Source organism: Pseudomonas sp. FP597 (assembly GCF_030687435.1).
Taxonomy (GTDB): domain Bacteria; phylum Pseudomonadota; class Gammaproteobacteria; order Pseudomonadales; family Pseudomonadaceae; genus Aquipseudomonas; species Aquipseudomonas lactucae.
Genome location: NZ_CP117432.1, coordinates 5,531,284 through 5,556,244 on the forward strand (window position 1 = coordinate 5,531,284; position 24,961 = coordinate 5,556,244).

Annotated in this window: 19 protein-coding genes; 14 read left to right on the forward strand and 5 right to left on the reverse strand. The window is 59.5% G+C overall.

Going from position 1 to position 24,961, the window contains the following annotated elements; translation table 11 throughout:
* Window positions 1-73 precede the first annotated feature (73 nt).
* The 9 genes from PSH66_RS25365 to PSH66_RS25405 all read left to right on the forward strand — a co-directional run bounded on the left by PSH66_RS25365 (window position 74) and on the right by PSH66_RS25405 (window position 12,056).
* Window positions 74-1,030 (forward strand): ATP-binding protein, encoded by a 957-nt coding sequence (locus tag PSH66_RS25365; protein ID WP_003176177.1) that lies wholly within the window; start codon window positions 74-76, stop codon window positions 1,028-1,030.
* Window positions 1,030-2,262 (forward strand): hypothetical protein, encoded by a 1,233-nt coding sequence (locus PSH66_RS25370; protein WP_305427847.1) that lies wholly within the window; start codon window positions 1,030-1,032, stop codon window positions 2,260-2,262. The genes PSH66_RS25365 and PSH66_RS25370 overlap by 1 nt, the downstream gene beginning before the upstream one ends.
* Window positions 2,263-2,306: 44 nt before the next feature.
* Window positions 2,307-4,457: a hypothetical protein gene (locus PSH66_RS25375; protein ID WP_305427848.1), complete on the forward strand. Its 2,151-nt coding sequence runs from the start codon at window positions 2,307-2,309 to the stop codon at window positions 4,455-4,457.
* Window positions 4,458-4,464: 7 nt separating this feature from the next.
* Window positions 4,465-5,154 (forward strand): OmpA family protein, encoded by a 690-nt coding sequence (locus tag PSH66_RS25380; protein WP_305427849.1) that lies wholly within the window; start codon window positions 4,465-4,467, stop codon window positions 5,152-5,154.
* 75 nt (window positions 5,155-5,229) lie between these two features.
* A complete protein-coding gene (locus PSH66_RS25385; RefSeq protein WP_305427850.1) occupies window positions 5,230-7,050 on the forward strand; it encodes a hypothetical protein in 1,821 nt (606 codons plus the stop codon).
* Window positions 7,051-7,461: 411 nt separating this feature from the next.
* Entirely contained in the window at window positions 7,462-8,559 is a 1,098-nt protein-coding gene (locus tag PSH66_RS25390; RefSeq protein ID WP_305427851.1) for an HD-GYP domain-containing protein, read from the forward strand.
* Between the two features lie 549 nt (window positions 8,560-9,108).
* The gene (locus PSH66_RS25395) at window positions 9,109-9,369 is read left to right on the forward strand and encodes a DUF6124 family protein (protein ID WP_305427852.1); all 261 of its coding nucleotides are present in this window, start codon (window positions 9,109-9,111) and stop codon (window positions 9,367-9,369) included.
* A gap of 103 nt (window positions 9,370-9,472) precedes the next feature.
* Entirely contained in the window at window positions 9,473-10,504 is a 1,032-nt protein-coding gene (locus PSH66_RS25400) for a hypothetical protein (RefSeq protein WP_305427853.1), read from the forward strand.
* A gap of 118 nt (window positions 10,505-10,622) precedes the next feature.
* Window positions 10,623-12,056, forward strand: a complete 1,434-nt coding sequence (locus tag PSH66_RS25405) for a glycosyltransferase family 39 protein (RefSeq protein ID WP_141063474.1) — start codon at window positions 10,623-10,625, stop codon at window positions 12,054-12,056.
* A gap of 15 nt (window positions 12,057-12,071) precedes the next feature.
* Here the strand turns inward: PSH66_RS25405 and PSH66_RS25410 are convergent, their stop codons facing one another.
* Window positions 12,072-12,560: a TIGR00645 family protein gene (locus PSH66_RS25410; RefSeq protein ID WP_003176188.1), complete on the reverse strand. Its 489-nt coding sequence runs from the start codon at window positions 12,558-12,560 to the stop codon at window positions 12,072-12,074.
* Window positions 12,561-12,724: 164 nt separating this feature from the next.
* On the opposite strand from PSH66_RS25410, the gene PSH66_RS25415 reads away from it, so the two are divergent.
* Entirely contained in the window at window positions 12,725-14,548 is a 1,824-nt protein-coding gene (locus tag PSH66_RS25415; protein WP_305427854.1) for a hypothetical protein, read from the forward strand.
* A 6-nt stretch (window positions 14,549-14,554) separates the two neighbouring features.
* Here PSH66_RS25415 and PSH66_RS25420 read toward each other — a convergent pair whose 3' ends face one another.
* Both PSH66_RS25420 and PSH66_RS25425 read right to left on the reverse strand, forming a co-directional pair.
* Complete coding sequence (locus tag PSH66_RS25420) at window positions 14,555-14,872, reverse strand: hypothetical protein (RefSeq protein ID WP_003176190.1); 318 nt, start codon at window positions 14,870-14,872, stop codon at window positions 14,555-14,557.
* Between the two features lie 308 nt (window positions 14,873-15,180).
* Entirely contained in the window at window positions 15,181-17,619 is a 2,439-nt protein-coding gene (locus tag PSH66_RS25425; protein WP_003176191.1) for a Lon protease family protein, read from the reverse strand.
* A gap of 268 nt (window positions 17,620-17,887) precedes the next feature.
* On the opposite strand from PSH66_RS25425, the gene PSH66_RS25430 reads away from it, so the two are divergent.
* The 4 genes from PSH66_RS25430 to PSH66_RS25445 all read left to right on the forward strand — a co-directional run bounded on the left by PSH66_RS25430 (window position 17,888) and on the right by PSH66_RS25445 (window position 21,553).
* Entirely contained in the window at window positions 17,888-18,376 is a 489-nt protein-coding gene (locus tag PSH66_RS25430) for a DUF3015 domain-containing protein (protein WP_003176192.1), read from the forward strand.
* A 92-nt stretch (window positions 18,377-18,468) separates the two neighbouring features.
* Complete coding sequence (locus PSH66_RS25435; protein WP_305427855.1) at window positions 18,469-20,322, forward strand: DUF4105 domain-containing protein; 1,854 nt, start codon at window positions 18,469-18,471, stop codon at window positions 20,320-20,322.
* 306 nt (window positions 20,323-20,628) lie between these two features.
* A complete protein-coding gene (locus PSH66_RS25440; protein ID WP_305427856.1) occupies window positions 20,629-20,985 on the forward strand; it encodes a hypothetical protein in 357 nt (118 codons plus the stop codon).
* Between the two features lie 70 nt (window positions 20,986-21,055).
* Complete coding sequence (locus PSH66_RS25445; RefSeq protein WP_003176195.1) at window positions 21,056-21,553, forward strand: GreA/GreB family elongation factor; 498 nt, start codon at window positions 21,056-21,058, stop codon at window positions 21,551-21,553.
* Here the strand turns inward: PSH66_RS25445 and gdhA are convergent.
* Together gdhA and ettA are read right to left on the reverse strand one after the other, a co-directional pair.
* The gene (gene gdhA, locus PSH66_RS25450; RefSeq protein ID WP_003176196.1) at window positions 21,550-22,887 is read right to left on the reverse strand and encodes an NADP-specific glutamate dehydrogenase; all 1,338 of its coding nucleotides are present in this window, start codon (window positions 22,885-22,887) and stop codon (window positions 21,550-21,552) included. The genes PSH66_RS25445 and gdhA overlap by 4 nt on opposite strands.
* 358 nt (window positions 22,888-23,245) lie before the next feature.
* Window positions 23,246-24,937, reverse strand: coding sequence for an energy-dependent translational throttle protein EttA (ettA, locus tag PSH66_RS25455; protein ID WP_305427857.1), 1,692 nt, complete (start codon window positions 24,935-24,937; stop codon window positions 23,246-23,248).
* Between the last annotated feature and the right edge of the window lie 24 nt (window positions 24,938-24,961).

A 24,961-nucleotide genomic window follows, 5' to 3' on the forward strand; every position in this document is an offset into this window, starting at 1 on the left:
CATTTGCTCTGCTCAGCCATTCGCCCTCAGGCCTGGTCATCTGCCTGCCCCCTAACCTGAGGCAGAGCTGAGCATGTCTTCCAGAGAATACCTGTACAAAAACCTTCGTCCTGAACTCGTCGCTCCCGACGCCCTAGCTGACGCGTGTGCACCGCAACGCAGCAGCGAACCGCGCTTCACCCTTGAGCGGGACGTGGTGCTCTCGGCCAGTAATCGTCAGCAACTGGATGAGGCTTTAGTCAAGATTCGCTATCACGACGTCATCTATGAGACCTGGGGTTTCGCGCAGGTCGACCCAAACGGCAGAGGCACGCTGCTCAATTTTCATGGCGCTCCAGGGACCGGCAAGACCCTCACCGCCGAAGCGTTCGCCGGCAGTATCGGCAAGCGGCTGATCAATGCCAGCATCGCTGACCTGGAAAGCAAGTTCATGGGGGACACCTCGAAGAACATCGTCAGCCTGTTTGCCGCAGCGCGCAACGAGGACGCGGTGCTGTTTCTCGATGAAGCCGATACGCTGCTCGGTCGTCGCCTATCCTCAGTGACCCAGGGCATCGACAATGAAGTCAACGCGATGCGCTCGACCCTGCTGATCGAGTTGGAGAAACACCCCGGGATCGTGATTTTCGCCAGCAACTTCGCTCGCAATTACGACTCGGCGTTCGTCAGCCGCATATCTCAGCATATTCATTTCGAGCTTCCAGGTGATGATGAACGTCGAGCGATCTGGGCCAAGCTGCTGGTCCAAGGTATCCCTCTGAGCCTGGTGCGCGAAGATCTGATTGAGGCGCTAGTACAGCCCTCTGCCGGTCTCTCTGGCCGGGAAATCCGCACCTGCCTGCGTCTGGCGTTACCCAAACCCTTGCTGGAAGGCGGCGGTGGACGGCTGACGCCTGAGCATGTGCTCGGCGCCATCGAGCAATTGCTCCTGGCACGCAATGACATACAAGTTTCTACACCTGGCGAACAGACCGGGCGTACCGATATCGCACGCAAATTGTTGGGCGTGAACTCAAGGAGTGACGGGTAATGGGCTGGTTGAGCAAGATCAAAGGTTTTGTCAGCAAAGCGGTTCAGGTGGTCAAGGAGAAGGTCGTAGAGGCGGTCAACTGGCTGGCTGACAAGGCCGAAACCTTCGTTGGTGAAGTCAAGCGTCTATACAAGGCCGCCAAGCCCTATATCTCCAAAGCCCGTATGGTACTGAGAACCATCGCGGCGAATGTGCCAATCCCTTGGGTTCAGGGCATCAGCATGGCGCTCGACAAGGCACTGGCTGTCTTGGAGCATCTGGATAACCATCCGCTTGTAGCCAAGGTCGATGCGGCGATCAAATGGGTTATCGCCCGCGCCCGCGACATCAAGCGCCATCTGCTTAACGATCAGGAAGTCAAAGAAGCCGAACAGCGTGCCGCCGACCTCGAAGCCGCGATGGAGCACGTGGATGAAACGGGACGCCAAGCGCTCGAAGGCCTGGCCATGAGCAACCGCTACGAGCTGGTTCGTGCTCGGATCAGCCGACTGGTCGAGGATGAAGCGTTCGTCAACTTCGAGCACTACCTGCGCATTCGAGCCGTGCAGAAACTGCTGCCCCTGTACGAAGAGCAGATGGAGCACGTTAAAGAAATTCACAATGTGCTGGATGAGCCGCTGTTCATCATTCAGATCGCCAGCCAGTTGATAGAAGGCCACGCCGAACTCGATGACGATGCCATGGAGCGCCTCGACGGCTTGACCACCGCTCGATTCGGCAAGCCGGTGATCCCGTTCGTGTTCGAAGAGATGATCAACGTGTGGGGCTTGGACCTAAAGCAGCATCAAGACACCTGGGAGGAGTTGGGCAAGCGCGTGTCCCGCGACCAGGTGATCGTCAAGCGCCTGAACAATTTAGCGAAGCTGGAACCACTGCCGGTCGAGGAGGCCAAGGTGCTCACCGACCTCGAAAAACTGTTGCCTACCGACGAGGCCCGTTTGGACAAACTTGCCAGCGATGTCCTCGCCAAGCGCAACTATGTCTATGCAGCCGAGGGCTTCCTGCAATTACTGGAAAATGACGAGCAGTGCCTGATCGACCAGGACCGTGAATACCTTATCGACGACGGTTTTGAGGTGGGTGAACTGCTGATTCGCTGCGCCCAAAACGGCGAGAGGTGGGAGAACCTCAAGCGCGAGGAACAATCGCTGATCATCAGCTTCGCCAACATCTTCGAAGCCGACTGCCGCAAGCGTGCCGAGCAATTCACCCAGGTTGAGGTGGCAGCGTGAGTGGCACGGTTCTGGAGTTCCTATCGCCATCGTTGGGGAACCCGTTGGAGTTGGTATTCTGCACGGTGATCATAGGTGGCATGCTGGTTTCACTGATCACCGCCGAGGTGTTCGGCCGCGCTCCGGCTTGGGAGCGCAACTGGCAAGGCGGCACGCACAAGGGCGCGCTGGACATTGAGCACGGGGCACTTGGTGAGTTGAACCAGGCAGTGGCCACTCTACCCGAACGCATCGTCGCCAATATGCCCGGGCTGCTGTTAATCGTCGGCTTGCTGGGAACCTTCCTGGGCCTGGGCATGGCCTTGGACAAAGCCTCTGGAATCCTTCAGGGAAACGCCGATTCTCTGAACGCAATGAGCGACTCGTTGGGCCAGCTCACGGGCATGATGAAAGACTTGGGTACCAAGTTCAAAACCTCGACCTGGGGGATCATCGCTTTTATCGCGCTGAAACTGTGGGACTCCGCCCGCTGGTCCGCTGAAAGCCGCCGGACCGGCTGGTGCGTCGACCGCATGAAGCGCGACATCGACAACCGCCGGGATCAGCACAAGAACGCAACCGAGCTCCGTGACCAACTCACCCGGAAGGCCCTGGCAACCGTCGGTGAGCAACTGGTACAGGCCATTGCCGGTCAGAGCCAATTGCTGGGCAATGAACTCAAGCAGCTTAAGCTGATCGAGTTGAAACGTGGACAAACCTGCGATGAGCAGTTCGCGCGCACCGCCGCCAATCTGGAGGGGCAACTGCAGCAGTTGCAACAACTCAGCGGAGCGGAAGGTTATCTCGCGGCACTGGCTCGCTACGCCGCCCACCTGCCGCGCCTGGACCTGCTTGAGGGCCAAGGAGAAACCCTGTTGGGCCTCGACGCTGGCCTCGGCCGCCTACAGGCGCAACTGGAACAGTCGAGCCAGCAGCTCACCGGGCTGGGGCAAACACTCGAACACGGCCACCAGTTGACGGAGCGCCTACAACAGACCGCTAACCTGCAATGGGAGCACGTGCGAGATGAAAGTGAGCGCCGTGAGCGCCACAGCCAAACCTTGCTGGCGACCCTGACTGAGCAGCATGGCGCGCAACTCGACGCAGACCGCGCGCAGGCGACTCATCTGCAAGAGCGGTTTGATGAGTTGGCCACACTTTCGACTAAAGGTATCGAAGCGACACAGGCAGTTGGCGCGCATACACAAGCCAGCCAGCAGAGCCTGGAGTTGTTCGTCACCGCCAGTACCAACAACCTCAATACGCTCGAGCAAGCCGGCACTACCATGGGTAAAGCCGCGAAGCAGCTGGCCCAATCCGCAAGCGCCTTGGAAGGCAGCGTATTAACCATGGAGAAGAGCGTCGGTGCGGCCATCGACAAGCTCAACGATGACTTCCATGCCCATCTGCAGACGATGCAGGGCAGTCTCGATGCCAACATCTCACGCCTGAGTGACGTAATGAACGAGCTGCAGACCGGGATGATGGATAACGTCAACCGGATGAGCCAGGACTTTACTCACAACACCACTACGATGTCGGAGAACCTGCGATCGGCTACTGACAATATTTCCGAGGCCGTGGTCCGGCTCTCTGGCGAGGTCAATGAGGTGATGGCGAGCGTGAGCCGCAACATCGAAGGGGCCAACAGGGCTCAGACCAACGCCAGCGCGATGTTCACGACGACCAACGACGAGCTCAACGGCGCCATCAGTCAGATGGAAAAAAACATGAGGACGCTGGGAGAACAGATCACTCAAGGGCTGACTGATATCTCTGAGAGTAATAGGAACATGCGAGCCACGGGCAAGAAGCTCGAACAGTTGAAAGAGCTGCCTGATAGCTTTGACAAGTTGCATGGGCATTTCCAGGAACTACTCGCCCAAGGCACGCAAACCCTGCTAGTGCTCGAAAAACTGGCAGGTGAGCTGCGCAGCGACCCGCACCAGCGCGGCCAACTGCTCAGCGAAGCGGTGAAAAACCTGGCGCAGCTGTCCTCCCAACTCAAGACGCTGACAACCAGCACGCAGCAAGGCACGCAGCAGGCCGCCAACCTGCCCCAAGCGCTGGCGGAAAAGGTCGGGCAGCAGTTCTCCAACCACCTGCAACCCCTGCAGCAAGCGGCGGGCTCTACGGTTGCCCTGCTCCAGCAGATGGCCGATCAAGCCCAGCAGCCGCTGGCACGCAAGCCTTCCGACGAGCCTCTGACAGCGTGAGGCGGCCATGAAAGAAAAACCCAATGAATGGGTCTCGATCTCCGACCTTATGGCTGGGGTAATGGCCGTAGTGATGCTGATGCTTGTGGTGTCGGTGCTGCAAAACAAAGCGGCCGAGGCTGCGATGGCAGTTGAGAAGCAGCAGATGGAGGCCGCTCGTCAAGAAGAGCGCAGCAAAGGCGACGTAGCCCAGCGGGCAAGCCTGAGCAAACTGCTGGCCGCTATGCAGTCGGACCTGCAGCGCACCGGCGAAACGGATCTGGTGGACATCGACATTCAGAACCGCCGTCTGACCCTCCCCGACAATGCCTTCGCTCGAGGGAGCGCCTGCATTACCCCTGCCGCCCAGGGCGCACTGACCCTGCTCAGCGCACGGGTGGCCACCTTCATCAAGGATTACGGCCAGGGACAAGTGCTGGTAGAGGGGCATACCGACAACCTGCCGGTTTCCCGCCCGGTCACCGACTATGAGCGTTTTTGCACGGTGTATGACGACAACTACACCCTGTCTGCCGCACGGGCACGCGAGGCTCGCAAGCTGCTGATTCAGGCGATTGAGCCACAGCAGGCACGGCGCGTGGTGGTGGCAGGCTACGGTGACTCACGCCCCAAACCGGGCATAGACCCCGCCAGTGCCCTCAACCGTCGAGTGGAGGTTCAACTGGTAGTGGCCACGCAGCCGCCGACGGCAAATTAGCGCAATCCAGCCCACGCTTCATATTGGCCGGCGACTCCCCTGAACCTGATTTAGACACCGAGAGGCAAGAACACGATGGCAACTACAGGAATCGATTGCGACGACGAACTCTTCGCCAGCCTGCTCAGCGCCAAGCCCGATGAAGTGGACATGTTGGTGGACATCATCACCGACTTCTCAAGAGGCCGCGCCGGTCTGGACGCGGACATCAAGAAGCAGCTGGTACAAGCCAAACACAGCTCCCGACCTGCCGGCTACGAACAACAGCAGCTCGAGCTGCTGGGACACGAACTGCAGCAATTCGGCGGACACTCGGCGATGAACCTGACGCGCCGCTTCCTGAAAAAGTCCGCTGTGCCCTATGCCGAAATCGTCAACGACGTTTTTCAGAAGCTCAATGGCAGCGATGCAGCGAGCCGCTCCGTCGCCGACAAGGAACGTCAGATCGCCTTGGCGCTGTTCGGTGCCGGTTGGCGTGAGTTGGCGCCCGAAGATCGCTTTGAGCGCGCCACCAGTACCAAGGTGCTGGCCGGGCTGTTCAACCTCAAGGACGCGCTCTCAGTCAGTTCTGGCACTGCAGTCGGTCTGTCGGCGGCAAGCAGCGCGGCGTTGTTCACTGTGGCAACTACGGGGTTTCGCCTGAACCCCATAGGCGCCGTCGCCACGTTAGGCTTCGGCCTGCATAGCAGCATTGCCGAAGCCTACCGGGTGACCGTGCCATTTGTGGCCCAGATGGGCTGGATTCGCCTGCGCCACGAAGCGCCTGTGACATGCTCACCTGCGACGACCACTGTCGCCCCCGACTCCACGCCGGGCGCTTCGGAGCTGGTCGTGCAGAACGGCCAAGGCGAAACACTGCTGAAACTCAACGTGCTGCAGCGACCACCTGCAGGCGTACATCGTGCGCTACCCACCGACCAGATCAACGCGCTCAGCCCGTTGCTGGCCAATTTACCGGGGCTTGCCGCGCTAGGAGAGGTGTCCAGGGGCAACTATGTAGTGTGTAGCCTGCCCTTCGAGACACTGACCAAAAACGCCAACAATGATGGCAGCGTCAGAGCTTTCGTGCGTACCGGTAGCAAGATCAGCGAGCAGGCCAGCCTGTCATTGCCTGAAGACCTGCAGAATGTACTGCTCAGCGGCGCGGTGTGGAACGCGGTGTCCTCAGCCGTGGGGCAGAAGCACTTGCACGATATCAACGAAAAGCTGAACGCCATTAAACGCCAGCTCGACAGCGTGCTGCACGAACTGGACGAAGCCCGCTGGGAATCGCTCGCCGGAATGGTCGACTATACCCAGGACCTGCTCGACCACTACGCGCAAGACGGCATTAGTCACTACGCTGTGCAGACCCTCGAAAGCCAGCACAGCCAGATCACGGCTCTGAGGCAATTCTTCGACCGCAAAATGAAAGAAGAGCTGGACGTCGCCCAGGCTGTCGAGGCCGACAAGCTGTTCGGGGCAGACAGTGCCCGCCAAGCGCTGAAAGGCAGCCTGACGAAGATGGAAAGTTGGGTGAGTGGATACTTGCAAGCTACTCAGTTGCAGGTTGTGAGCAGCGCCTTGCGCTATATGGCTGATCCGCAGCAACGTCACTGCAGCGCTGCAGCCAAGGTACTTGAAAGTCTGGGGCCGCTCGACGCTATCGCCAGCCAGAGTCGCAGTGTGTACAGCTCGCAGATGGAACTGACCAGCTCACGCGTCTTCAGTCTCGACGCCTCGCTAAGCCAAAACTTCACGACGCAATTGGACAGCGTTGCCGGTACGCTGGCGCAGGGTCCATTCGACACCCGCCAGTTGCACCAATCGCTATTCAATCAAGGTGAACACCAGGTGTTGCTGCGTTATCAAGATGGCCAAATCGCCGAGGCGCAGTTGCTCGAGCGGGCGATCTGATCAAGGATTGCCAGCAGACAGAGGCCCGCCAAATTAACATTTAAAGACGTCCACGGACGTCTTACTTATTACAACCCCCTTTCAACCTTAATCATTCTCAACATCCAAACTAGCAAGTTAGCGAACTATCAATTCCACCCCATCAACTGGATAGACAAACACAAACCACCCATTGCTTTAACGATAAACCCCCTCGTTATTTTTTTTCAAATGCCCTTCAAATACCACACCCATGCTAATGTCATTACGACACCAGTGCCGCTTCAACTGGCCCGGGAGGTTATTCGTTGCTCCCACACTACCTTTACTACCAAAGTCTTATAACAACATCGGTGGGGTCACCAGTATCCGAGGCGCGCGCATCCTCTTCTAGATGCGTAATAAGAAGTCCATCAGCAGAGGCATACCATTTTGAAGGGCAATGAACTCAAGGATCGAGCACCCGGCGAGGCAAAGCCATTTTGGCGGGATCGCATGGAGGCCCCCTGCACCCAGGAGTGCGATGTTCAACCCGCCTCTGACCCGGCAGAACCGGCCACCTTGGCGCCGCCAACATCCATGAAAGACGAACTGATTGCCGCGCAGGCGATCTGTGGCCGCGCCAAGTCAGCGGTGGTCGAAATGTTCGGCCATGCCCGCATGGGCCGGGCGCTGGAGTTGGAGCATATCGGCGCGCTGGTCGACGATATTTCAAGCTCCATCGCACGCCATCCCAATGCCTTTATCAGCCTGGCACGCCTGAAAAGCATCGACGACTACACCTACATGCATTCGGTCGCCGTGTGTGCGTTGATGATCGCACTGGGCAATCAGATGGGCCTGTCCACCGCCCTGATTCACAATGTAGGGCTGGCCGGGTTGCTGCACGATATCGGCAAAATGGCGATTCCCGGCGCCATCCTCAATAAGCCTGGTCGCTTGAGCAATGACGAATTACAGGTGGTGCGAACCCATCCGCTTGAAGGTGAAAAAACACTATTGGCCACTGCGCAGATGTGCGAGATGGTCGTGGATGTGTGCCTGCATCACCACGAGAAAATCGACGGCACCGGCTATCCCCATCAGTTGTCCGGTAACCAGATTAGCCTTGTTGCGCGGATGGCCGCGGTCTGCGATGTCTACGACGCAATTACCTCGGACCGTTCGTATAACCAGGCCTGGGACCCTGCCGTCGCTATCCAGCAAATGTCGACATGGGAAGGGCATTTTGACGATGACGTATTCCGCGCGTTTTTAAAATCCGTGGGTATTTATCCCGTCGGTTCTATCGTGCAATTGCAAAGCGGCGGTATCGGTGTGGTGATAGAACAACATGCCGACTCATTATTGACGCCAAAAATAAAAGTGTTTTTCCTGCCGGCGTTAAATATCTATATCCCCCACCAAATAATAGACCTGAGCACCCCTAACCAACCCGATCGTATTATTGCGCGGGTGCCGCCGCAACGTTATGGTTTCAAAAATATCGAGCGTTTATGGCTCGACGACGATGCACCCAAAGCGCATTAAGCAATATACAGCGCTGTACAGCATGCCAATGCCAAAGCAGCCGATGACCCGATAAGTCGTGCGAATACAAAGACACTGGAATGTCGACATCCGATTATTTTGGCTTTATGAGCGTGGGCGGGAACATCATGAAATTCAAATCATTGCAGACTCGTATTTGCTTTACGGCCGGACTCTGCCTGTTTATTTCTCAGGTTTGAGTGGGTTAACTTGGGATTGGGAGCCGCAGGGACGGCGCTTCAGAATTTTCCTTCAAGATGTCGCGCCACTGGTGAACTGGCGCGCATTGACCGACACGGATAGCCTTCCCCGGTCGCTGCAAAATCAGCGACCGGGTTTAGCAGCTCGGTTAATATCAAGGCCTGCAAAGCCACCCTCCGCTCCAACGATGCCAATGGCGTCGACTGGTTCGCGTTATGGCGGCTGTGCGTGGGGCACTTTCGGGTGCGCTGGGTTCCTTGATTCCTGGTCTGCTAACCCGCGTACAGTCGCCACCCTTTTCGTTTAGCAGCGATGTCTGGCGACTCCATCAATCAAGGAGTTTCAGCCATGAAAAAGATCACACCAAATCCGCCTTCAGCCACCCTCTTCTCCGTCGCACCGGATGTCCCGCTCGAAACCCTGCTGGTCCAAACCAGCGAAACCCTCGCCTCCCTGAACGCAATGACCACCGACCTGGCCTTCGAACTCGACGGCGCACACCGTCACAAACTACTGGGGACTCAGCAACTGATCGTGTTGAGCGAGCTGCTGATCAACCGCATTCTGGACACCCAGTCATTCACTGACACCCAAGCTCTTCCCCCCTAAAACCCCCAGGGGGCGAGACGCCGCAACCCCCTCCCCCCCTTGGAGTCCACCCGACTTCCCATTACCCTGAGCGCCCCATCAGACAACCGGAAGTCAGATACCCGTGTTCAAGCCCTTCGCTGTCATCGCGCTCGCCTGCGCGCCCTTGCTCGCCAACGCTGCCGACCTGGCCGGCGTCTGGACCGGCACCCTGGGTAAGTCCGCCATTACCGCCTGTTTCAACGGCGCTGACGGGGAGCATGGCAGTTATTACTACCAGCGCATCCTCACGCCGATTCAATTGACCCAGGCCAGCGACAACGCGCCGTGGGCCGAAGAAGGCAATACCGGGTTCTGGACGCTGGACAATCGCCCCGGCGATACGCTGGCGGGCGTTTGGAGCAAAACGAAAGGCGGCAAGCCATTGCCGATCACCTTGCAACGTGTCGGCACGCCAAGCGACGGCTGCGGCAGTGATGCCTACAACGCGCCTCTGGAGGCGGCGCCGCTGCCGGTCAAGACGGAGAAAAAATCCTTCGCCGATCACCGCTATGTGCTCAAGACCCAAGGTGCCCGCGTCACGCTCAAGCTTGAGGGAGATAGCGCGCCAGTGCAGAAAATCAATCAGCAACTCGCGGCGCTGGCCATCAATGACGACGATCAAGTCGACTACTTGCGCGAACGTCGCGAGTACCTGGGCCGAAACGGCTCGGCCCTCACCAGTGAAATCACGGTTGAGCCGACGTATTGGTCGTCGCAGTGGATCACCGTGAAGTTCTACCGCTGGACCGCAGGCATGGGTGCCCGGGGCATCAGTTGGGGGCTGCATTCCTGGAACGTGCAGACGGGCGAGTCGGTTGATCCCTGGACCTGGCTGGGCGGGCATCAGCGATGGTATGACGCCTATTCCGGCGAAGTGACGCTGCCAGCGTCATTCAAGACATGGCTGGCCAAGCAAACCAGCACCGATGAGGGATGCCCGGCGGTCACCAGCTATTCCACGTTCGACCTGAGTTTCAACACCCAGGGCATGCAGCTCTCGACACGCGCCAACGGCGACGGGTGCGACAACGAATTGACCTTTACCTGGGAGCAACTGGAACCGGTATTGACCGCCCAGGGTAAAGCGGCGCTGCCCAGCTTGAAGGCGCCGTAATACCTGAATAACAAAAAAACCAACACCCGTTCACGAAACGTTCAGAAACACCAACAGATACTAACCGACTGCCACGGCCGCTCCCCCGAGCGGCCCACTGCCTCGGTAGCCACACCCCATGACACGCCCCGTTTCCCTGCTGCTCCTGCTCGCCGCTCTATTGTTCTTCTTTGCCCTGGGCAACCACGAACTGCAAGGCTCCACCGAAGCCCGGGTCGCCGGGATCGCCATGGCCATGCACCTGGACAACAACTGGGTGGTGCCGCAGTTGTTCCGCGAGCCCTTCCTGGAAAAGCCGCCCTTGAGCCTGTGGCTGGACGCTGGGGCGATACGTCTGTTTGGCGCGACCACCTGGGCCGTGCGCCTGGCGTCGGCGTTTGCCGGATTGTTCAGTGTGCTGCTGTTCTACGGGATGCTGCGCCGGTTTGGACGCCCGCAGACGCTGGCGTTCAGCGCGGCCCTGATGCTGGCGACCATGGCCAGTTACTGGAGCAACGTGCGCGGCGTGGGTGAAGATTCATTGCTCAGCCTCGGCGTGACCACGGCCCTGTTGGCGTTCTATCAGGCCGTGAGACCCGAGCGCGAAGGTCCGAATACCGGTGCATGGGCGCTGTTTACCGCCGGCATGGTGATCGCCACCCTGAGCAAGGGTGTGCTGGGCCTGGCGCTGCCGGGCATCGTGATCTTCGTGTACCTGGCCAGCACCAGTCTGATGGACAAGCGCCTGCGCCTTGGCGACTGGCTCAAACCGGCAGTGTTCACGCTGCTGGCATTGGTGCCGCTGCTGATCTGGCTGGGCTTTCTGTTCCAGCGCGGCGGCATGCAGGCGGTCGGCGAAGTGTTGTGGACCAACAGCGTCGGGCGGTTCAGCGGCTCGTTCGTCGAGGCGGGGCATTACGAGCCGTTTTATTACTACATTGCCAAGCTGCCCGAGGCGTTCCTGCCGTGGAACATCCTGGTGTACCTGGGGCTGTGGCATTTCCGTAAAAGCCTGGTACGCGACCGCTATCGCCTGTTTTTCAGCGTCTGGCTGGTGGCGCAATTTACGTTGCTGACCCTGGCGTCGAGCAAACGCACGGTGTACTTGATGGCACTCACCCCCGCCGCCGCGGTGCTGGGCGCGGAATATGCGCGGGTGTTGCTGCAATGGCTGAAAGCTCGCAAACCCTCACTCTACAAACACCACAGGCCGCTGGTGGGCGGCGTGTTCACACTGGCGGTGGGTTGCTACCTGATCGCGGCGTTCTGGTTCGCGCCCAAGGCCGATGTGCGCCAGTCATTCGTACCGGTGATCAGCCAGGTACAGGCGCTCAAGGATGAAGGCAAGGAAGTCGTATTGTTTCAGCCCAATGAGCGTATCGCCGGGGCCAGCGTGTTTTACCTGCAGGCCTATCTGCCGATCCTGCAAACCGAGGCCGAGTTGCAACACTACTTGGCCGCCAAGCCCGGCAACGTTGCGTTGCTGGACCACACCAATGGGCTGGACCCTCAGGTCAAGGTGATCAAGCAGATGGCCATCAATCGCCAGCCTTACTACTTCGTCGAGCAGTAAGGCCGGCCCAGGGCATCAGTGCTTGGTGAGCTTGTCCAGGTAACCCATGGCGAACGCCGAGATCACGAAGGTCATGTGGATGATCACGTACCACATCAGGTGCTGCGGATCGACGTTCTTGGCGTCCATGAAGATGCGCAGCAAGTGGATCGACGAAATCGCCACGATGGAGGCCGCCACTTTCATCTTCAGCGACGAAGAGTCCATGGTGCCCAGCCAGTTGAGTTTCTCTTTGTTGTCATCGATGTCCAGCTGCGAGACGAAGTTCTCGTAGCCGGAAATCATCACCATCACCAGCAAGCCACCGACCAGCGCCATGTCGATCAACGACAACAGCAGCAGGATCACGTCCGCCTCCAGCATGGAAAACACGTTGGGCAGCACGTGGATGATTTCCTGGAAGAATTTCAGCGCCAGGATCAGCAGGCCCAGGGACAACCCCAGATAAATGGGCGCCAGCAGCCAGCGTGAAGCGTACATCGTATTTTCAATAAAGCGTTCCATGGGGTCTCACACAGCTTGGCTAGAAATGGCGGCGAGTATACCAGCCGCCGCAAGACGCCTGTCATCACGAGAAAACTGACCTGGGCGGCATCTGTAAGAGAATTTTTCTGCTAGTGTCGAGCCCATCAACTCGGCTCGATGATGTCGGACAGGAAAAAACTCAGATGATGGATGTGCGCTCTCCCTTGGCCGGTATCGGCCTGTGTGCGGCATTGTTGATGGGTGGCGGTTGCTCTCCCAGCGATGAGCAGAAACAGTCGACCCTTGAAGAGAAAACCACCAAATTCGAACAGTCCCTGGACAGCATTCAGGACCCCAAGCTGCGCGACGCCATCGCCGACCTCGGCGGTTCGCTGCTGTTGCTGGAGCGCGCACGGGGCAAGCTCGCCACCAAGCCCATCGAACCCGAGTACGGCGAAGATGCACTGGCCCTGCTCAAGCATTACCCCACGCCGCAAGCGCTGGTGGATACCTACATCAATGGCCTGTTCGTGCTGCGCAAAAACTCGCACTCTGACTACCTCACGGATCTGCAGCCGGTCTTCCCGTTCAACTTCAATATGCCGGACCAGTTCCCCTTCCCCCACGGGCTGGAATGGCAGTCAGTCACGTTGAGCAACAACAAAGTCATTCCCTTCCAGCCGGAATGGTCGGAAACCGACCCCGGCATCCAGTTGAGCCCCAGCAGCTCCAACCTGACCAACCCCGATGACCTGACGGTGACCTACCCGTTCATCGACGGCATCGAGACGGAAAACAAGAGCCAGCCGCAGCCGGTCAACCTTAAAGGTGTGGTCGAAGTGGTCGCGCCGAGCAAGGTGCTGACGTTCGACCTGTCGAAAAAAGACGTAGGCCACCCACGCACCGAGGGCAATGTCACCGTCCATTTGCTGCTGCTTGAAAAGAACTACGCCGAGATCGAACTGACCAATAGCGCCGCGCTCGCCCCCGAGGTGGCCGACGAATCGCCGAACCCGCTGTTGGTTCAGGCACGGGACACCACCGGGCAATTTCTCACACGCTCGGGCTCGATCAACGAAAGCGCCGCGCAGGTGGCGTTCTATGAGAAACAACTGGCCGAGATGCAAAAACAGAAGGCCTGGTCCGACGCGTTCGAAAAACAGCTCTCCGACGAGCAAAAAGCCTTCGAGCACACACAGACTACCCATTACGCCAAGGTCTACTTCAACGGCCTGATCGACAACCTGCAGGTCAACGTACTGGACTTTTCCAACGCCACCGTGACCCGCAAAGACCTCGACCTGCCGGTGCGGCGCTTCGACAAAAACAGCCTGGAAAAGACCGTACAACCGCTGCCGATGCCAGTGACCGTGTACGACGACAGCGCCGCCGGCTGGCTCAAAGACGCGTCCATGACCGAAGAGCAACTCAAAAGCAGCGTCACCATCAGCCAGTCCATCGACGATGCCAGCGCCGCGCATATCGTGTTCGACCATCCGTTCACGTTCAACGATGACTTGGTGGGCGCCGAGCGCAACAGCAGCGAATCGCCGGTGACCTTCTTTGCCGCCGACGAAAAAGGCGAACGCGGTGAACCCATCGAGTTGCCCACCGAAGCCTACGAGCTGAACCCGGCCCGCGGCACGCTCACCTACGATCTCAATCTATTCCCGGAAAACCCGGCCTTCGTGGTGGGTTCGATCCCGCTGTTCCTGGCAACCATCGAGAAGGGCGAGATGGATGCGGCCAAGCTGCCCAAGGGCCTGTCGATCAAGGACAACGCGTTGATCGTCGATCAGAAGGCGTTCCCCGCCGACAGCTGGCGCTTCTACGCCAAGGACGCCAGCGGCCAGTACCTCAAGGAAATCCTCGGCGTCAGCCACCGCGCAGAGGAATACGGCACGGCGATGTTTGACGTGCATTATTTCTACGGCCGGCCGACGGCACTGGAAAGCTACCAGCGCACCGACCTGAGCACCGTGCAATATGGCTTCGAGGTCACGTTGGACAAGCCCGAAAGCAAATGACCAGGCCTACAGCGCAAGCCGCTCAGCGTTGCCATTGAGCCGTCGTAGATGGGCCTGCATGTGCAGGCACCAGATCGGCGGATCGCACGCCGGCTCATAGCCGTACATCGTCAAGCTGTCGACGATGGATGCCAGAATGGCCTGTGCCGCAAAGGGCCCATGAAACGGACCTTCGGACTTGATGGTGGAAGGCTGTTCACCGGACATGCCGGCGGCAAACAACAAGGTCCACATTCCGGTATCCCCCGCGAGCGGGCGAATGGAACATTCGATACGGGTGACCAGGCCTAAGCACTGGCGGGTAAGACAGAGGTTGCGCGACATGGCGGCGACCCTCGGTAGATCGGTGTTCAACCCCGGCCCATGGCGAGGCTGTTTCTATCCAGCGACTCCTGTGGATATCCCTGAAGTAAAGAATAGAAGAAAAACACGACAAACCAAGGCTGTAGGGACCAACGGTGTCGGCCCCCAGAACAGAGTCAATTTTATGGCGGCCACAGGCCTGGAAGCGCCGAGTTTCCATTGTGGGAGGGAGCAGGTCGAATCGTCGCACCGCCCCTCCCACATTGGGATCTGATTCATTCTGCAAATTCGGTGTTTTAACCGAATAGCCCGATCAGCACCGCCACCCGTCAGCTCGGCTTGGCCTCAGCCAACGCCTGCTGCGCCAACTCCTTTTCCGCCTCCTTCAAGTCTTCTTCACTGATCATCTCGGCAATTGCACGCAAACGCTCGACCACGCGGGCGTTGACGCTGCCTTCCGGGAACTGCCCTTCGGCGTCCGGCTCACCGGCGTCCTCACCCACCAGCAGGCTCAAGGCTTCGTCCGCCTGACGTACGGCGTAGATATGGAACTGCCCGGCGCGTACGGCCTGCAACACCTTCTCATCAAGCATCAGCGTGGCGACGTTGGCCTGGGGAATGATCGCCCCCTGCTCGCCGGTCAAGCCGCGCGCTTCGCAGAGGCGGAAGAAGCCTTCGATCTTCTCGTTGACCCCGCCCACCGCCTGCACTTCACCAAACTGGTTGATCGAGCCGGTGATGGCAAAACACTGCTTGAGCGGAGTTTTCGACAGCGCCGAGATCAGCGTGCACGCCTCGCCCAGGGACGCACTGTCCCCGTCCACATAACCGTAGGACTGCTCCAGCGCAATACTCGCCGAGATCGCCAGCGGGAATTCCTGGGCATACCGACTGCCCAGGTAGCCGGTGAGGATCATCACGCCCTTGGAGTGGATCGGCTGGCCGAGGTTGACCTCGCGCTCAATGTCGACGATACCGCTGCCGCCCGGGTACACCGTGGCGGAAATCCGCGCCGGCACGCCGAAGGCCGAATCGCCCACCTCCAGTACCGTCAGCCCGTTGCACTTGCCGACGGCCGCACCGGCGGTATCGATCAGGATCACCCCGGCGAGCATGTCGTCGAGAATCCGTGCCGATACCCGCCCGGTCCGCGTGGCCTTGGCCTTGAGCGCGCGCTCGATGTGGCCGGCGTCGGTCATCTCATCGCCCGCCAGGTGACGGATAAAGTCCGCCTCGCTGACCAGCTGGAACAAGTCGCCGATGCGCGCCGACAAACGCCCCTGGTGCTCCGCCAGCCGTGCGCTGTAGGTCGCCAACCGTGCCACCGCGTCCGACGTCAGCGGCGCCATGCCTTCTTCCGAAGTGCGGGTCTTGAGCAACTGGGCGAACTGCTCCAGGCTTTCGTCGACCATCGGGATGTCTTCGTCGAAGTCCACCAGCACCCGGAACATCTCCTGGAAGTCCGGATCGGCGTCCTGCAACGCGTAGTACAACTGGCGCGAGCCGATGATGATCACCTTGACCTGCAGCGCGATCATCTGCGGGTTGAGGGTCACGGTGGCCAGGCGGCCCAGCTCGCCCAAAGGCGATTCCATCTTCAGTTTGCGCGATTGCAGAGACCGCTTGAGGGCGTCCCACACAAACGGCTCGCTGAGCATTTTTTCGGCTTCGAGAATCAGGAACCCGCCATTGGCACGGTGCAAGGCGCCGGGGCGCAACTGGCGATAAGTGGTATAGAGCGCGCCCTGGTCGGTGCTGTATTCGATACGGCCAAACAGGTTGTCGTAGGTCGGGTGCGGTTCAAACACCACCGGCGCACCACCGTTGACCGGATGGCCCACCACCAGGCTCGGGCAGTATTGCTCTTCGAGCAGTTTGCGCGCCTGGGCGTCGGTCTTGGCGTCATCGACCAGTTGCTCGACCACGGTTTTCAGCAAGTACACCTGCATGGCTTGCAGATAACCGCAAACGGCTGCGTTCTCGGCGTACTTTTCCGACAGCGGCGCCAGCAACGGTTGCAGGGCCAGGGTGATGGTTTCTTCGTTGAACTGGCGCAGTTGGTTGTTCGATTCGCGCTTCCACTGCGGCAGGCTCGCCAACTCTTCGTTCAGGCGTTCCTCCAGCTCGGAAATATCCGTGTGGAAACGCTCGCGGTCGGCTTCCGGCAGCTGCGAGAACTCGGCTTCGTCCAGCGCCTTGCCGTCGAGCATCGGCGTGAAGGCGATGTTGGAACTGTCGCGGTACAGCGCCACGTCCTTTTCCAGGGCCAGGCGCTCGATCACGTCCAGGGCCTTGTCGTAACGCTGGTTGAAGGCGCGGTCGATGGCGCTTTTGCGCTGCTGATAGGTCGGGTGTTCGAACACGGCCGGGAAGGTCGCGACCAGGTTGTCGACCAGGCCATTGATGTCGGCGATGAACGCCGCCGCCGCGCCGCCTGGCAATTCCAGGGCGCGGGGCTCGCGGGGCTCATCGAAATTATTCACGTAGACCCAGTCCGCCGGGGTCTGCATGCGCTTGCCTTCAGCCTTCAAGTAGCGTTTGACGAACGAAAAGCGACCGGTTCCCGGCTCGCCCATCACAAATACGTTGTAACCGGGGCGTGGCATGGCCACACCGAACTGCAACGCTTCGACCGCACGTTCCTGGCCAAGCACACCGCGAAAGGGCTCCAAATCATTGGTGGTCGAGAAGCTGAACTGTTCAGCGGAGAAAGGACGGGTCAGCGCTTCGGGCGCTAGACGCAAGCTGGCAGCAACAGGATCAGGCATCGGGCTTCCTTACATCAGGCGGGGCAGATGTCGGCATTCTGGCTCCCCCTTGCGCGCTCTGGCAAGGCGCGCCGTTGGGAAAGCCTGGACACGGGATGCGTCCTACAAAAAAATCGCGACAATGCTGATTGTTTTATAAAAAACCACGGAACCCTTGGAACGTGCCTAAACTCCAAACTGCGCGGGTTGGACTAATAACTGGCCCCTAGGGCGCTATGAAAGTGCCTGAACCCTTGTCCATTGGTTTGCACACAAAGAGAACAAAGCTATGAAACGGATCCTTCTCGGTACTCTCTTCACCGTTGTCTCCCTCAATGCAATGGCTGAATCACCAGGTGGCCCGAACTGCGGCTGGGGCAACATGTTGTTCGAAGGCCAGCGCGGTACCCCAGCTCACTTCCTGGCGTCCACCACCAACGGCACTTCGGGTAACGCCACCTTCGGCATGACCTCGGGCACCAACGGTTGCAGCACCAACAGCGCGCTGACCTACGGCGGCAAGTCCTGGATTGCCATGAATGGCATGATGAACGAACTGTCCGAAGACATGGCCAAGGGTAATGGTGAAGCACTGACCACCTACGCCGTGGTACTGGGCGTTGCGCCGGAAGATCGCGAGCACTTTGCTGCCGTGACTCACGAACACTTCCAGCAAATCTTCAGCAAGGCCGACGTAACCGCTGATGATGTGCACAACAACACCCTGGCAGTACTGAAAGGTGACGCCCGTCTGGCGAAATACGCCACCCAGGCTTAAGCTCGACCCACCCGCGCCTCCCCAGGCGCGGGTTTTATTTTTGGACCCGCCCCCCCTTTGGGTCTCTCTAATTTCCGACTTAAGTTGCCCCTATGCTCAAACGCTTTGCCTGGATGGCACTCTTCGCCTGCGCCCCGCTGTACGCGGCACCGCATCTTGATGATCAACGTTTGCAGCAACTGGCCAACGATCCGTTCTGGCTGTCCCTGGGCCATTACGAAGCCGGCAAGCTCAAAGGCTGGCGCAGTTATGTCAGCGAAAAGAAGTTTTTCCTCGCCACCGAGGGTGCCCACCATCCGGACGCCGAACTCAAGGCCACCGTTGAAGCGCTTTACGCTCCGGCCAGCCTGGGTGAAAAACACGCCCAATGCGTTTACCCCGCACGTACCCGTTGGCTCAAGGATCAGTTGCACCTGACCGACCTGCCGGCCGTGGACTGCACAGAATTCAAGCAATGGTTCAAGGACGTCGCCCCCCACAGCGCGGTGATGATCTTCCCGGCGGCCTACCTCAACAGCCCATCGTCAATGTTCGGCCACACCCTGCTGCGTATCGACCAGGCTGACGTGCAGAGCAACAACACGGCGCTGCTCAGCTACGCGATCAACTTCGGCGCCTACATCGAAGGCTCCGACAACAGCATACTCTACGCCTGGAAAGGCCTGATGGGCGGCTACCCCGGCCTGTTCGCGCTGGTGCCGTACCAGGAAAAACTTTCCGAGTACCGCAGCCTCGAAAACCGCGATCTGTGGGAATACCGCCTCAACCTCACCCAGGTCGAGACCGAGCGCATGGTCGAGCACGTCTGGGAGCTCAAGCAGATCCAGTTCGACTACTTCTTCTTCGACGAAAACTGCTCCTATCGCCTGCTGGAACTGCTGCAAGTGGCCCGCCCCGGCCTGCGCCTGACCGAACAATTCCCGCTCACCGCCATCCCGACCGACACGGTCAAAGCCGTTAAAGATGCGGGCCTGGTCGAGAGAATCGACTACCGGCCTTCACGCGAGCGCGAACTGCTGGAACGCGCCAAGCCGCTGGACGGTGACGAGCAACAATGGGTATTGAAGGTCAGCGACGACCAGACGCAATTGCAGGCGCCCGCCTTCAAGGCCCTGCCACGCGACCGCCAGGCGCTGATCATCGACGCCGCCTATCGCCTGGGCCGCTACCGCGCCAATGGTCTTGAGCGTGACACCGCACGCTCCCAACGAAGCTTCGAACTGTTGCGTGCGATCAACCAGAACCCCGCGCCGGACCTTAAGATCACGCCCCCCGGCCTGCCGGAAAACGGCCATGAATCACGCACCTGGCAAGCCGGCATCGGCACCCGTGGCGACAAGGCCTTCGGCGAATACGGCCTGCGCATGGCCTATCACGACCTCAACGACAACGCCGAAGGCTTCCCCCTGGGCGCGCAGATCGAAATCCTGCAAATGAAGCTGCGCCAGTACGAAGGCAACCACTGGCAACTGCAACAATTGGACCTGGCCACCATCCGCTCCCTGACGCCGCGTAATGCCCTGTTGCAGCCGTGGTCCTGGCAAGTCACCGGCGGCCTGGAACGTGTGCCGGGCAAACACGACGACGAAACGCTGGTGGCCCACGTCAACGGCGGCGCCGGCGGCACCTGGCAACTGCGCGACGACATGCTCGGCTTCGCCCTCGGTACCGTGCGTGTGGAGCACAACAACGACTTCAGCGAAGCCATCTCCCCCGCCGCCGGCTTCAACACCGGCGTGCTGTGGAAAAACCCGCTGGGCAACCTGAGCCTGGAAGCCAAAGGCGATTTCTTCACCAATGGCGAAGTGCGACGCAGCCTCAGCCTGAACCAACAGTGGGAACTGTCGCGTAACCTCGGCCTGCGCCTGAGCGCCCAGCGTGAGTACAGCCACTTGTCGACACCGGTGAATGAAGTGATGCTTGAAGTGAAGTGGTATCACTACTGACGCAAACTTGGCGAGGCTGCGTTTGCGGCGTATCTGACGCACCGCTATGGGGGCAAGTTAAGGAACAACACGGTCTCTGTGGCGAGGGAGCTTGCTCCCGCTGGGCCGCGAAGCGGCCCCGCTCTTTGTTTAGAAAGAATGGGACTGCTGCGCAGTCCAGCGGGAGCAAGCTCCCTCGCCACAGGTACGGCGTTGATTTCGAAAACAGCGTAGACCCAACACCGTTATCACCTCGCCTTCACACCCTCCCGACAAATCCCCTTCTAAACTTCCCTTATCAGCCGTGAAACGGCCAGGGAGTACGTCATGTGGCGGTATGCGGTATTGCTGTGTGCGGTGATGGGATTGTCGGGTTGCCAGTCCACCCATCAGGAATTACTCGCCCGCGGTTATCCACCCGCTTTTGCCGATGGCTTTGACGACGGTTGCAGCAGCGGCCGTCAGGCAGCCGGAGTGATTACCGGGGTGTTTCGCAAGAACGTACCGCGCTATCTGAAGGACCGGCTTTACGCCGAAGGCTGGGAGGACGGTTTCCGCCAGTGCAAGGCCATGCGCGAGAACGAGGAACTGCGCGACTACAAGAACAACCACTGGGACGACCGCGAACGCGCCTGGCAGCAGGAGAAGGATCGAGATGCGGCGCGGGCCTATCGCTCGCAATAGGTCGCTCTCAGACATCCGTCGAAACTAAAGCGCGGCGACCATGGCCCAAGCTCCATAGAGGGAGAACACCATGAGCCGAGCTTTTGTAAATGAAGACAACGCCGCCGCCCAGGCCGATCAGCCGGTGGAGCGCCAGGTCAGTGAGCAGCCCAATCGCCTCACCGCGCAAGGGTTGACGCAGTTGCAAGCCAAGGTTGCGCAGTTGCAACTCGAGTACAGCGCCGAGTCCGCCAAGGGCGAAAAGGCCGATAAGCAGCGCCAGGCGGATCTTGAGCGGGATTTGCGTTACTTCAACCAACGGGTGCAAAGCGCTCAGGTCGTGCCGCCGGCGACCTCATGCGACAAGGTGCAGATCGGCAGTTGGGTGACGTTTGCCAATGAACAGGATGAACAGCAGCGTGTTCAATTGGTCGGCGAAGACCAGGCTGACGCCAACGCCGGCCTGATCAACTGGGGATCGCCCCTGGGTCGCGCATTGCTCGGGGCCCAGGTCGGCGACGAGGTACTGTGGAAACGCCCCGTCGGCGATCAGTTGATCGAGGTGCTGCGTGTCGAACCCGAGGTTTAAACGATGCCTTGCGCCAGCATCGCATCGGCCACTTTCACAAACCCTGCGATGTTCGCACCTTTCACGTAGTTGATCCGGCCGTCTGCTTCGCCGTAATGCACACAAGCATGGTGGATCGACTGCATGATGCCATGCAGCTTGCTGTCCACTTCTCCGGCGGTCCATAACAGGCGCATGGCGTTCTGCGACATTTCCAGACCACTCACCGCCACGCCACCGGCATTCGACGCTTTGCCCGGTGCGAACAGAATGCCCGCCGCGATAAAGATATCCACAGCCTCAAGGGTGGTGGGCATGTTGGCGCCTTCAGCCACGCACATGCAGCCGTTGCGCAACAAGATGCGGGCAGCGTCGGCATCCAGCTCGTTTTGGGTGGCGCAGGGCAGCGCGATATCGCAGGCCAGCTCCCAAGGCGTTTGGCCCTGGCGGAACTCAAGGCCGAAACGCTCGGCCAGTTCGCTGATGCGCCCGCGCTGTACGTTTTTCAATTCCAGCAGCGCCGACCATTGCGCTTCGGTCAAGCCACTTTCGGCGTACAGCGTGCCTTCGGAGTCGGACAGGGAAATCACCTTGCCGCCCAAGTCCATCACCTTGCGCGCCGCGTATTGCGCCACATTGCCGGAGCCGGACACCGCCACGCGCTTGCCTTCGATGCGCAGGCCGTCGCGCTTGAGCATTTCTTCGGCGAAGTACACGCAACCGAAACCGGTCGCTTCCGGGCGAATCAGGCTGCCGCCGTAGGTCATGCCTTTGCCGGTCAGCACTGAGGTGAACTGATTGCTCAGCCGCTTGTACTGGCCAAACAGGAAGCCGATTTCGCGGGCACCCACGCCGATATCGCCGGCGGGTACGTCCACGTCCGCACCGATATGGCGGTACAGCTCGCTCATGAATGCCTGGCAGAAGCGCATGACTTCGGCGTCGCTCTTACCTTTTGGATCAAAGTCCGAGCCGCCTTTGCCGCCGCCCATGGGCAGCGAGGTCAGGGAGTTTTTGAAGGTCTGTTCAAAGGCGAGGAATTTCAGCACACCCAGGTTCACCGACGGATGGAAACGCAGGCCGCCCTTGTAGGGGCCGATGGCGCTGTTCATCTGGATCCGGAAACCACGGTTCACCTGGACTTTGCCATGATCGTTCACCCACGACACCCGGAAGGTAATCGCGCGTTCCGGCTCGCACATGCGCTCCAGAATGCCGGAGTTCAGGTAGTGCGGGTTGGCTTCAAGAAACGGCCACAGGCTGCGCAGCACTTCTTCTACAGCCTGGTGGAATTCCGGCTGGTCGGGGTCGCGTTTCTTGAGGCGGGCGAGGAAGGATTCGACGGATTCGGTCATGAACAGTCTCGGCAAATTGATTGTTGTCAAACAGAGATTGGGCCGGACTTTATCAATTCGTTTCGCACCGCGACAGGGCAAAATGTCGCCTTTGTGAATTTAAATGGTGCATTGGATATAACTGTATCCAGTTTTACTTGGGTTTATGCACTTAAAAGGGGATTTAAAATCTGAGGGACGCACCAAGAGGTAGACCGCTATCGGGGGCAAGCGCCCTCCCACATTCGACCGCATTTCAAGGTTGGAACCCGATCACATGTGGGGGCGGGCTTGCTCGCGAATGAATTCAACGCGGTATTCCTGAAAATATCCCAAAAAAAACGGAGCCCGAGGGCTCCGTTTGTTCAAACCAGCCCAATCAGGCCAGTTTTTTGTGACGTACGCGATGCGGCTGGGCCGCCGCGTCGCCCAAGCGCTTCTTACGGTCGGCTTCGTACTCGGTGTAGTTGCCTTCGAAGAACACCGCTTGCGAGTCGTCTTCGTACGCCAGGATGTGGGTCGCGACGCGGTCAAGGAACCACCGATCGTGAGAGATCACAATGGCGGCGCCCGGGAAGTCCAGCAGGGCTTCTTCCAGCGAACGCAGGGTTTCAACGTCGAGGTCGTTGGACGGTTCGTCGAGCAGCAACACGTTGCCGCCCTCTTTCAGGGTCAGGGCCAGGTGCAAGCGACCGCGCTCACCACCGGACAGGTCCTTGACGAACTTCTGCTGATCGCCGCCCTTGAAGTTGAAACGACCGACGTAGGTGCGCGACGGGATTTCATAGTTGCCGATGCGGATCTGATCGGAACCGTCGGAAATCTGCTGGAACACGGTCTTGCTGCCGTCGAGGTCGTCGCGGCTCTGGTCGACGCACGCCAGTTGCACGGTTTCGCCGATCTCGATGCTGCCGGAGTCCGGGGTTTCCTTGCCCATCAGCATGCGGAACAGCGTGGATTTACCCGCACCGTTACCGCCGATAACGCCGACGATCGCGCCTTTTGGCATGGAGAACGACAGGTTGTCGATCAACACGCGGTCGCCATAGCCTTTGCACACGTTCTTGAATTCGATGACCTTGTCACCCAGGCGCGGGCCGGCCGGGATGTAGATCTCGTTGGTCTCGCTGCGCTTCTGGAATTCCTGCGATTGCATTTCTTCGAAGCGTTGCAGACGGGCCTTGGATTTGGACTGGCGGGCCTTGGCGCCTTTGCGCACCCATTCCAGTTCTTCCTTCATGGCTTTTTCGTGGGCCGATTGCTGCTTGGATTCGGCGGCCAGACGGTCGGACTTGGCTTCCAGCCAACCGGAGTAGTTGCCCTCGTAAGGGATACCGGCGCCACGGTCGAGCTCGAGGATCCAGCCGGCGACGTTGTCCAGGAAGTACCGGTCGTGCGTGATCGCAACCACGGTGCCTGGGAAATCGTGAAGGAAATGCTCCAGCCAGGCGACGGAGTCGGCGTCCAAGTGGTTGGTCGGTTCGTCGAGCAGCAGCATATCGGGAGCCGACAGCAGCAGGCGGCACAGAGCCACACGACGTTTTTCACCACCGGACAGGTGCTCGATCCTGGCGTCCCACGCCGGCAGGCGCAGCGCGTCGGCAGCGACTTCCAGCTGGCGCTCCAGGTTGTGACCGTCGCCGGCCTGCAGGATGGCTTCGAGCTTGGCCTGTTCGGCGGCCAGCTTGTCGAAGTCGGCATCCGGCTCGGCATAGGCGGCGTAGACCTCGTCCAGACGCGCCTGGGCGTCCTTGATCACGCTGACGGCCTCTTCGACCACTTCGCGCACGGTCTTGGAAGGATCCAGCTGCGGCTCCTGCGGCAGGTAGCCGATATTCAGCTCGGGCATCGGGCGGGCTTCGCCTTCGAACTCGGTGTCGACGCCGGCCATGATTTTCAGCAGCGTCGACTTGCCCGAACCGTTGAGGCCGAGTACGCCGATCTTGGCGCCCGGAAAGAAGGACAACGAGATGTTTTTCAGGATTTCCCGCTTCGGTGGGACAACTTTGCCCAGCCGATGCATGGTGAAGACGTATGAGCCTGTTTTTCCTGCTTTGTCACTTTTTGACATGTTTTTACTCGCCTTTAATCCTGT

Bases quoted from the DNA above. Each gene is read 5' to 3' on its own strand.
- PSH66_RS25415 (WP_305427854.1), top strand. From the start codon at position 12,725: ATGATGGATGTGCGCTCTCCCTTGGCCGGTATCGGCCTGTGTGCGGCA.
- PSH66_RS25435 (WP_305427855.1), top strand. From the start codon at position 18,469: ATGCTCAAACGCTTTGCCTGGATGGCACTCTTCGCCTGCGCCCCGCTG.
- ettA (WP_305427857.1), bottom strand. From the start codon at position 24,937: ATGTCAAAAAGTGACAAAGCAGGAAAAACAGGCTCATACGTCTTCACC.
- PSH66_RS25420 (WP_003176190.1), bottom strand. From the start codon at position 14,872: ATGTCGCGCAACCTCTGTCTTACCCGCCAGTGCTTAGGCCTGGTCACC.
- PSH66_RS25410 (WP_003176188.1), bottom strand. From the start codon at position 12,560: ATGGAACGCTTTATTGAAAATACGATGTACGCTTCACGCTGGCTGCTG.
- PSH66_RS25365 (WP_003176177.1), top strand. From the start codon at position 74: ATGTCTTCCAGAGAATACCTGTACAAAAACCTTCGTCCTGAACTCGTC.
- PSH66_RS25425 (WP_003176191.1), bottom strand. From the start codon at position 17,619: ATGCCTGATCCTGTTGCTGCCAGCTTGCGTCTAGCGCCCGAAGCGCTG.
- PSH66_RS25430 (WP_003176192.1), top strand. From the start codon at position 17,888: ATGAAACGGATCCTTCTCGGTACTCTCTTCACCGTTGTCTCCCTCAAT.
- PSH66_RS25370 (WP_305427847.1), top strand. From the start codon at position 1,030: ATGGGCTGGTTGAGCAAGATCAAAGGTTTTGTCAGCAAAGCGGTTCAG.
- PSH66_RS25440 (WP_305427856.1), top strand. From the start codon at position 20,629: ATGTGGCGGTATGCGGTATTGCTGTGTGCGGTGATGGGATTGTCGGGT.
- PSH66_RS25445 (WP_003176195.1), top strand. From the start codon at position 21,056: ATGAGCCGAGCTTTTGTAAATGAAGACAACGCCGCCGCCCAGGCCGAT.
- PSH66_RS25395 (WP_305427852.1), top strand. From the start codon at position 9,109: ATGAAAAAGATCACACCAAATCCGCCTTCAGCCACCCTCTTCTCCGTC.
- gdhA (WP_003176196.1), bottom strand. From the start codon at position 22,887: ATGACCGAATCCGTCGAATCCTTCCTCGCCCGCCTCAAGAAACGCGAC.
- PSH66_RS25405 (WP_141063474.1), top strand. From the start codon at position 10,623: ATGACACGCCCCGTTTCCCTGCTGCTCCTGCTCGCCGCTCTATTGTTC.
- PSH66_RS25385 (WP_305427850.1), top strand. From the start codon at position 5,230: ATGGCAACTACAGGAATCGATTGCGACGACGAACTCTTCGCCAGCCTG.
- PSH66_RS25380 (WP_305427849.1), top strand. From the start codon at position 4,465: ATGAAAGAAAAACCCAATGAATGGGTCTCGATCTCCGACCTTATGGCT.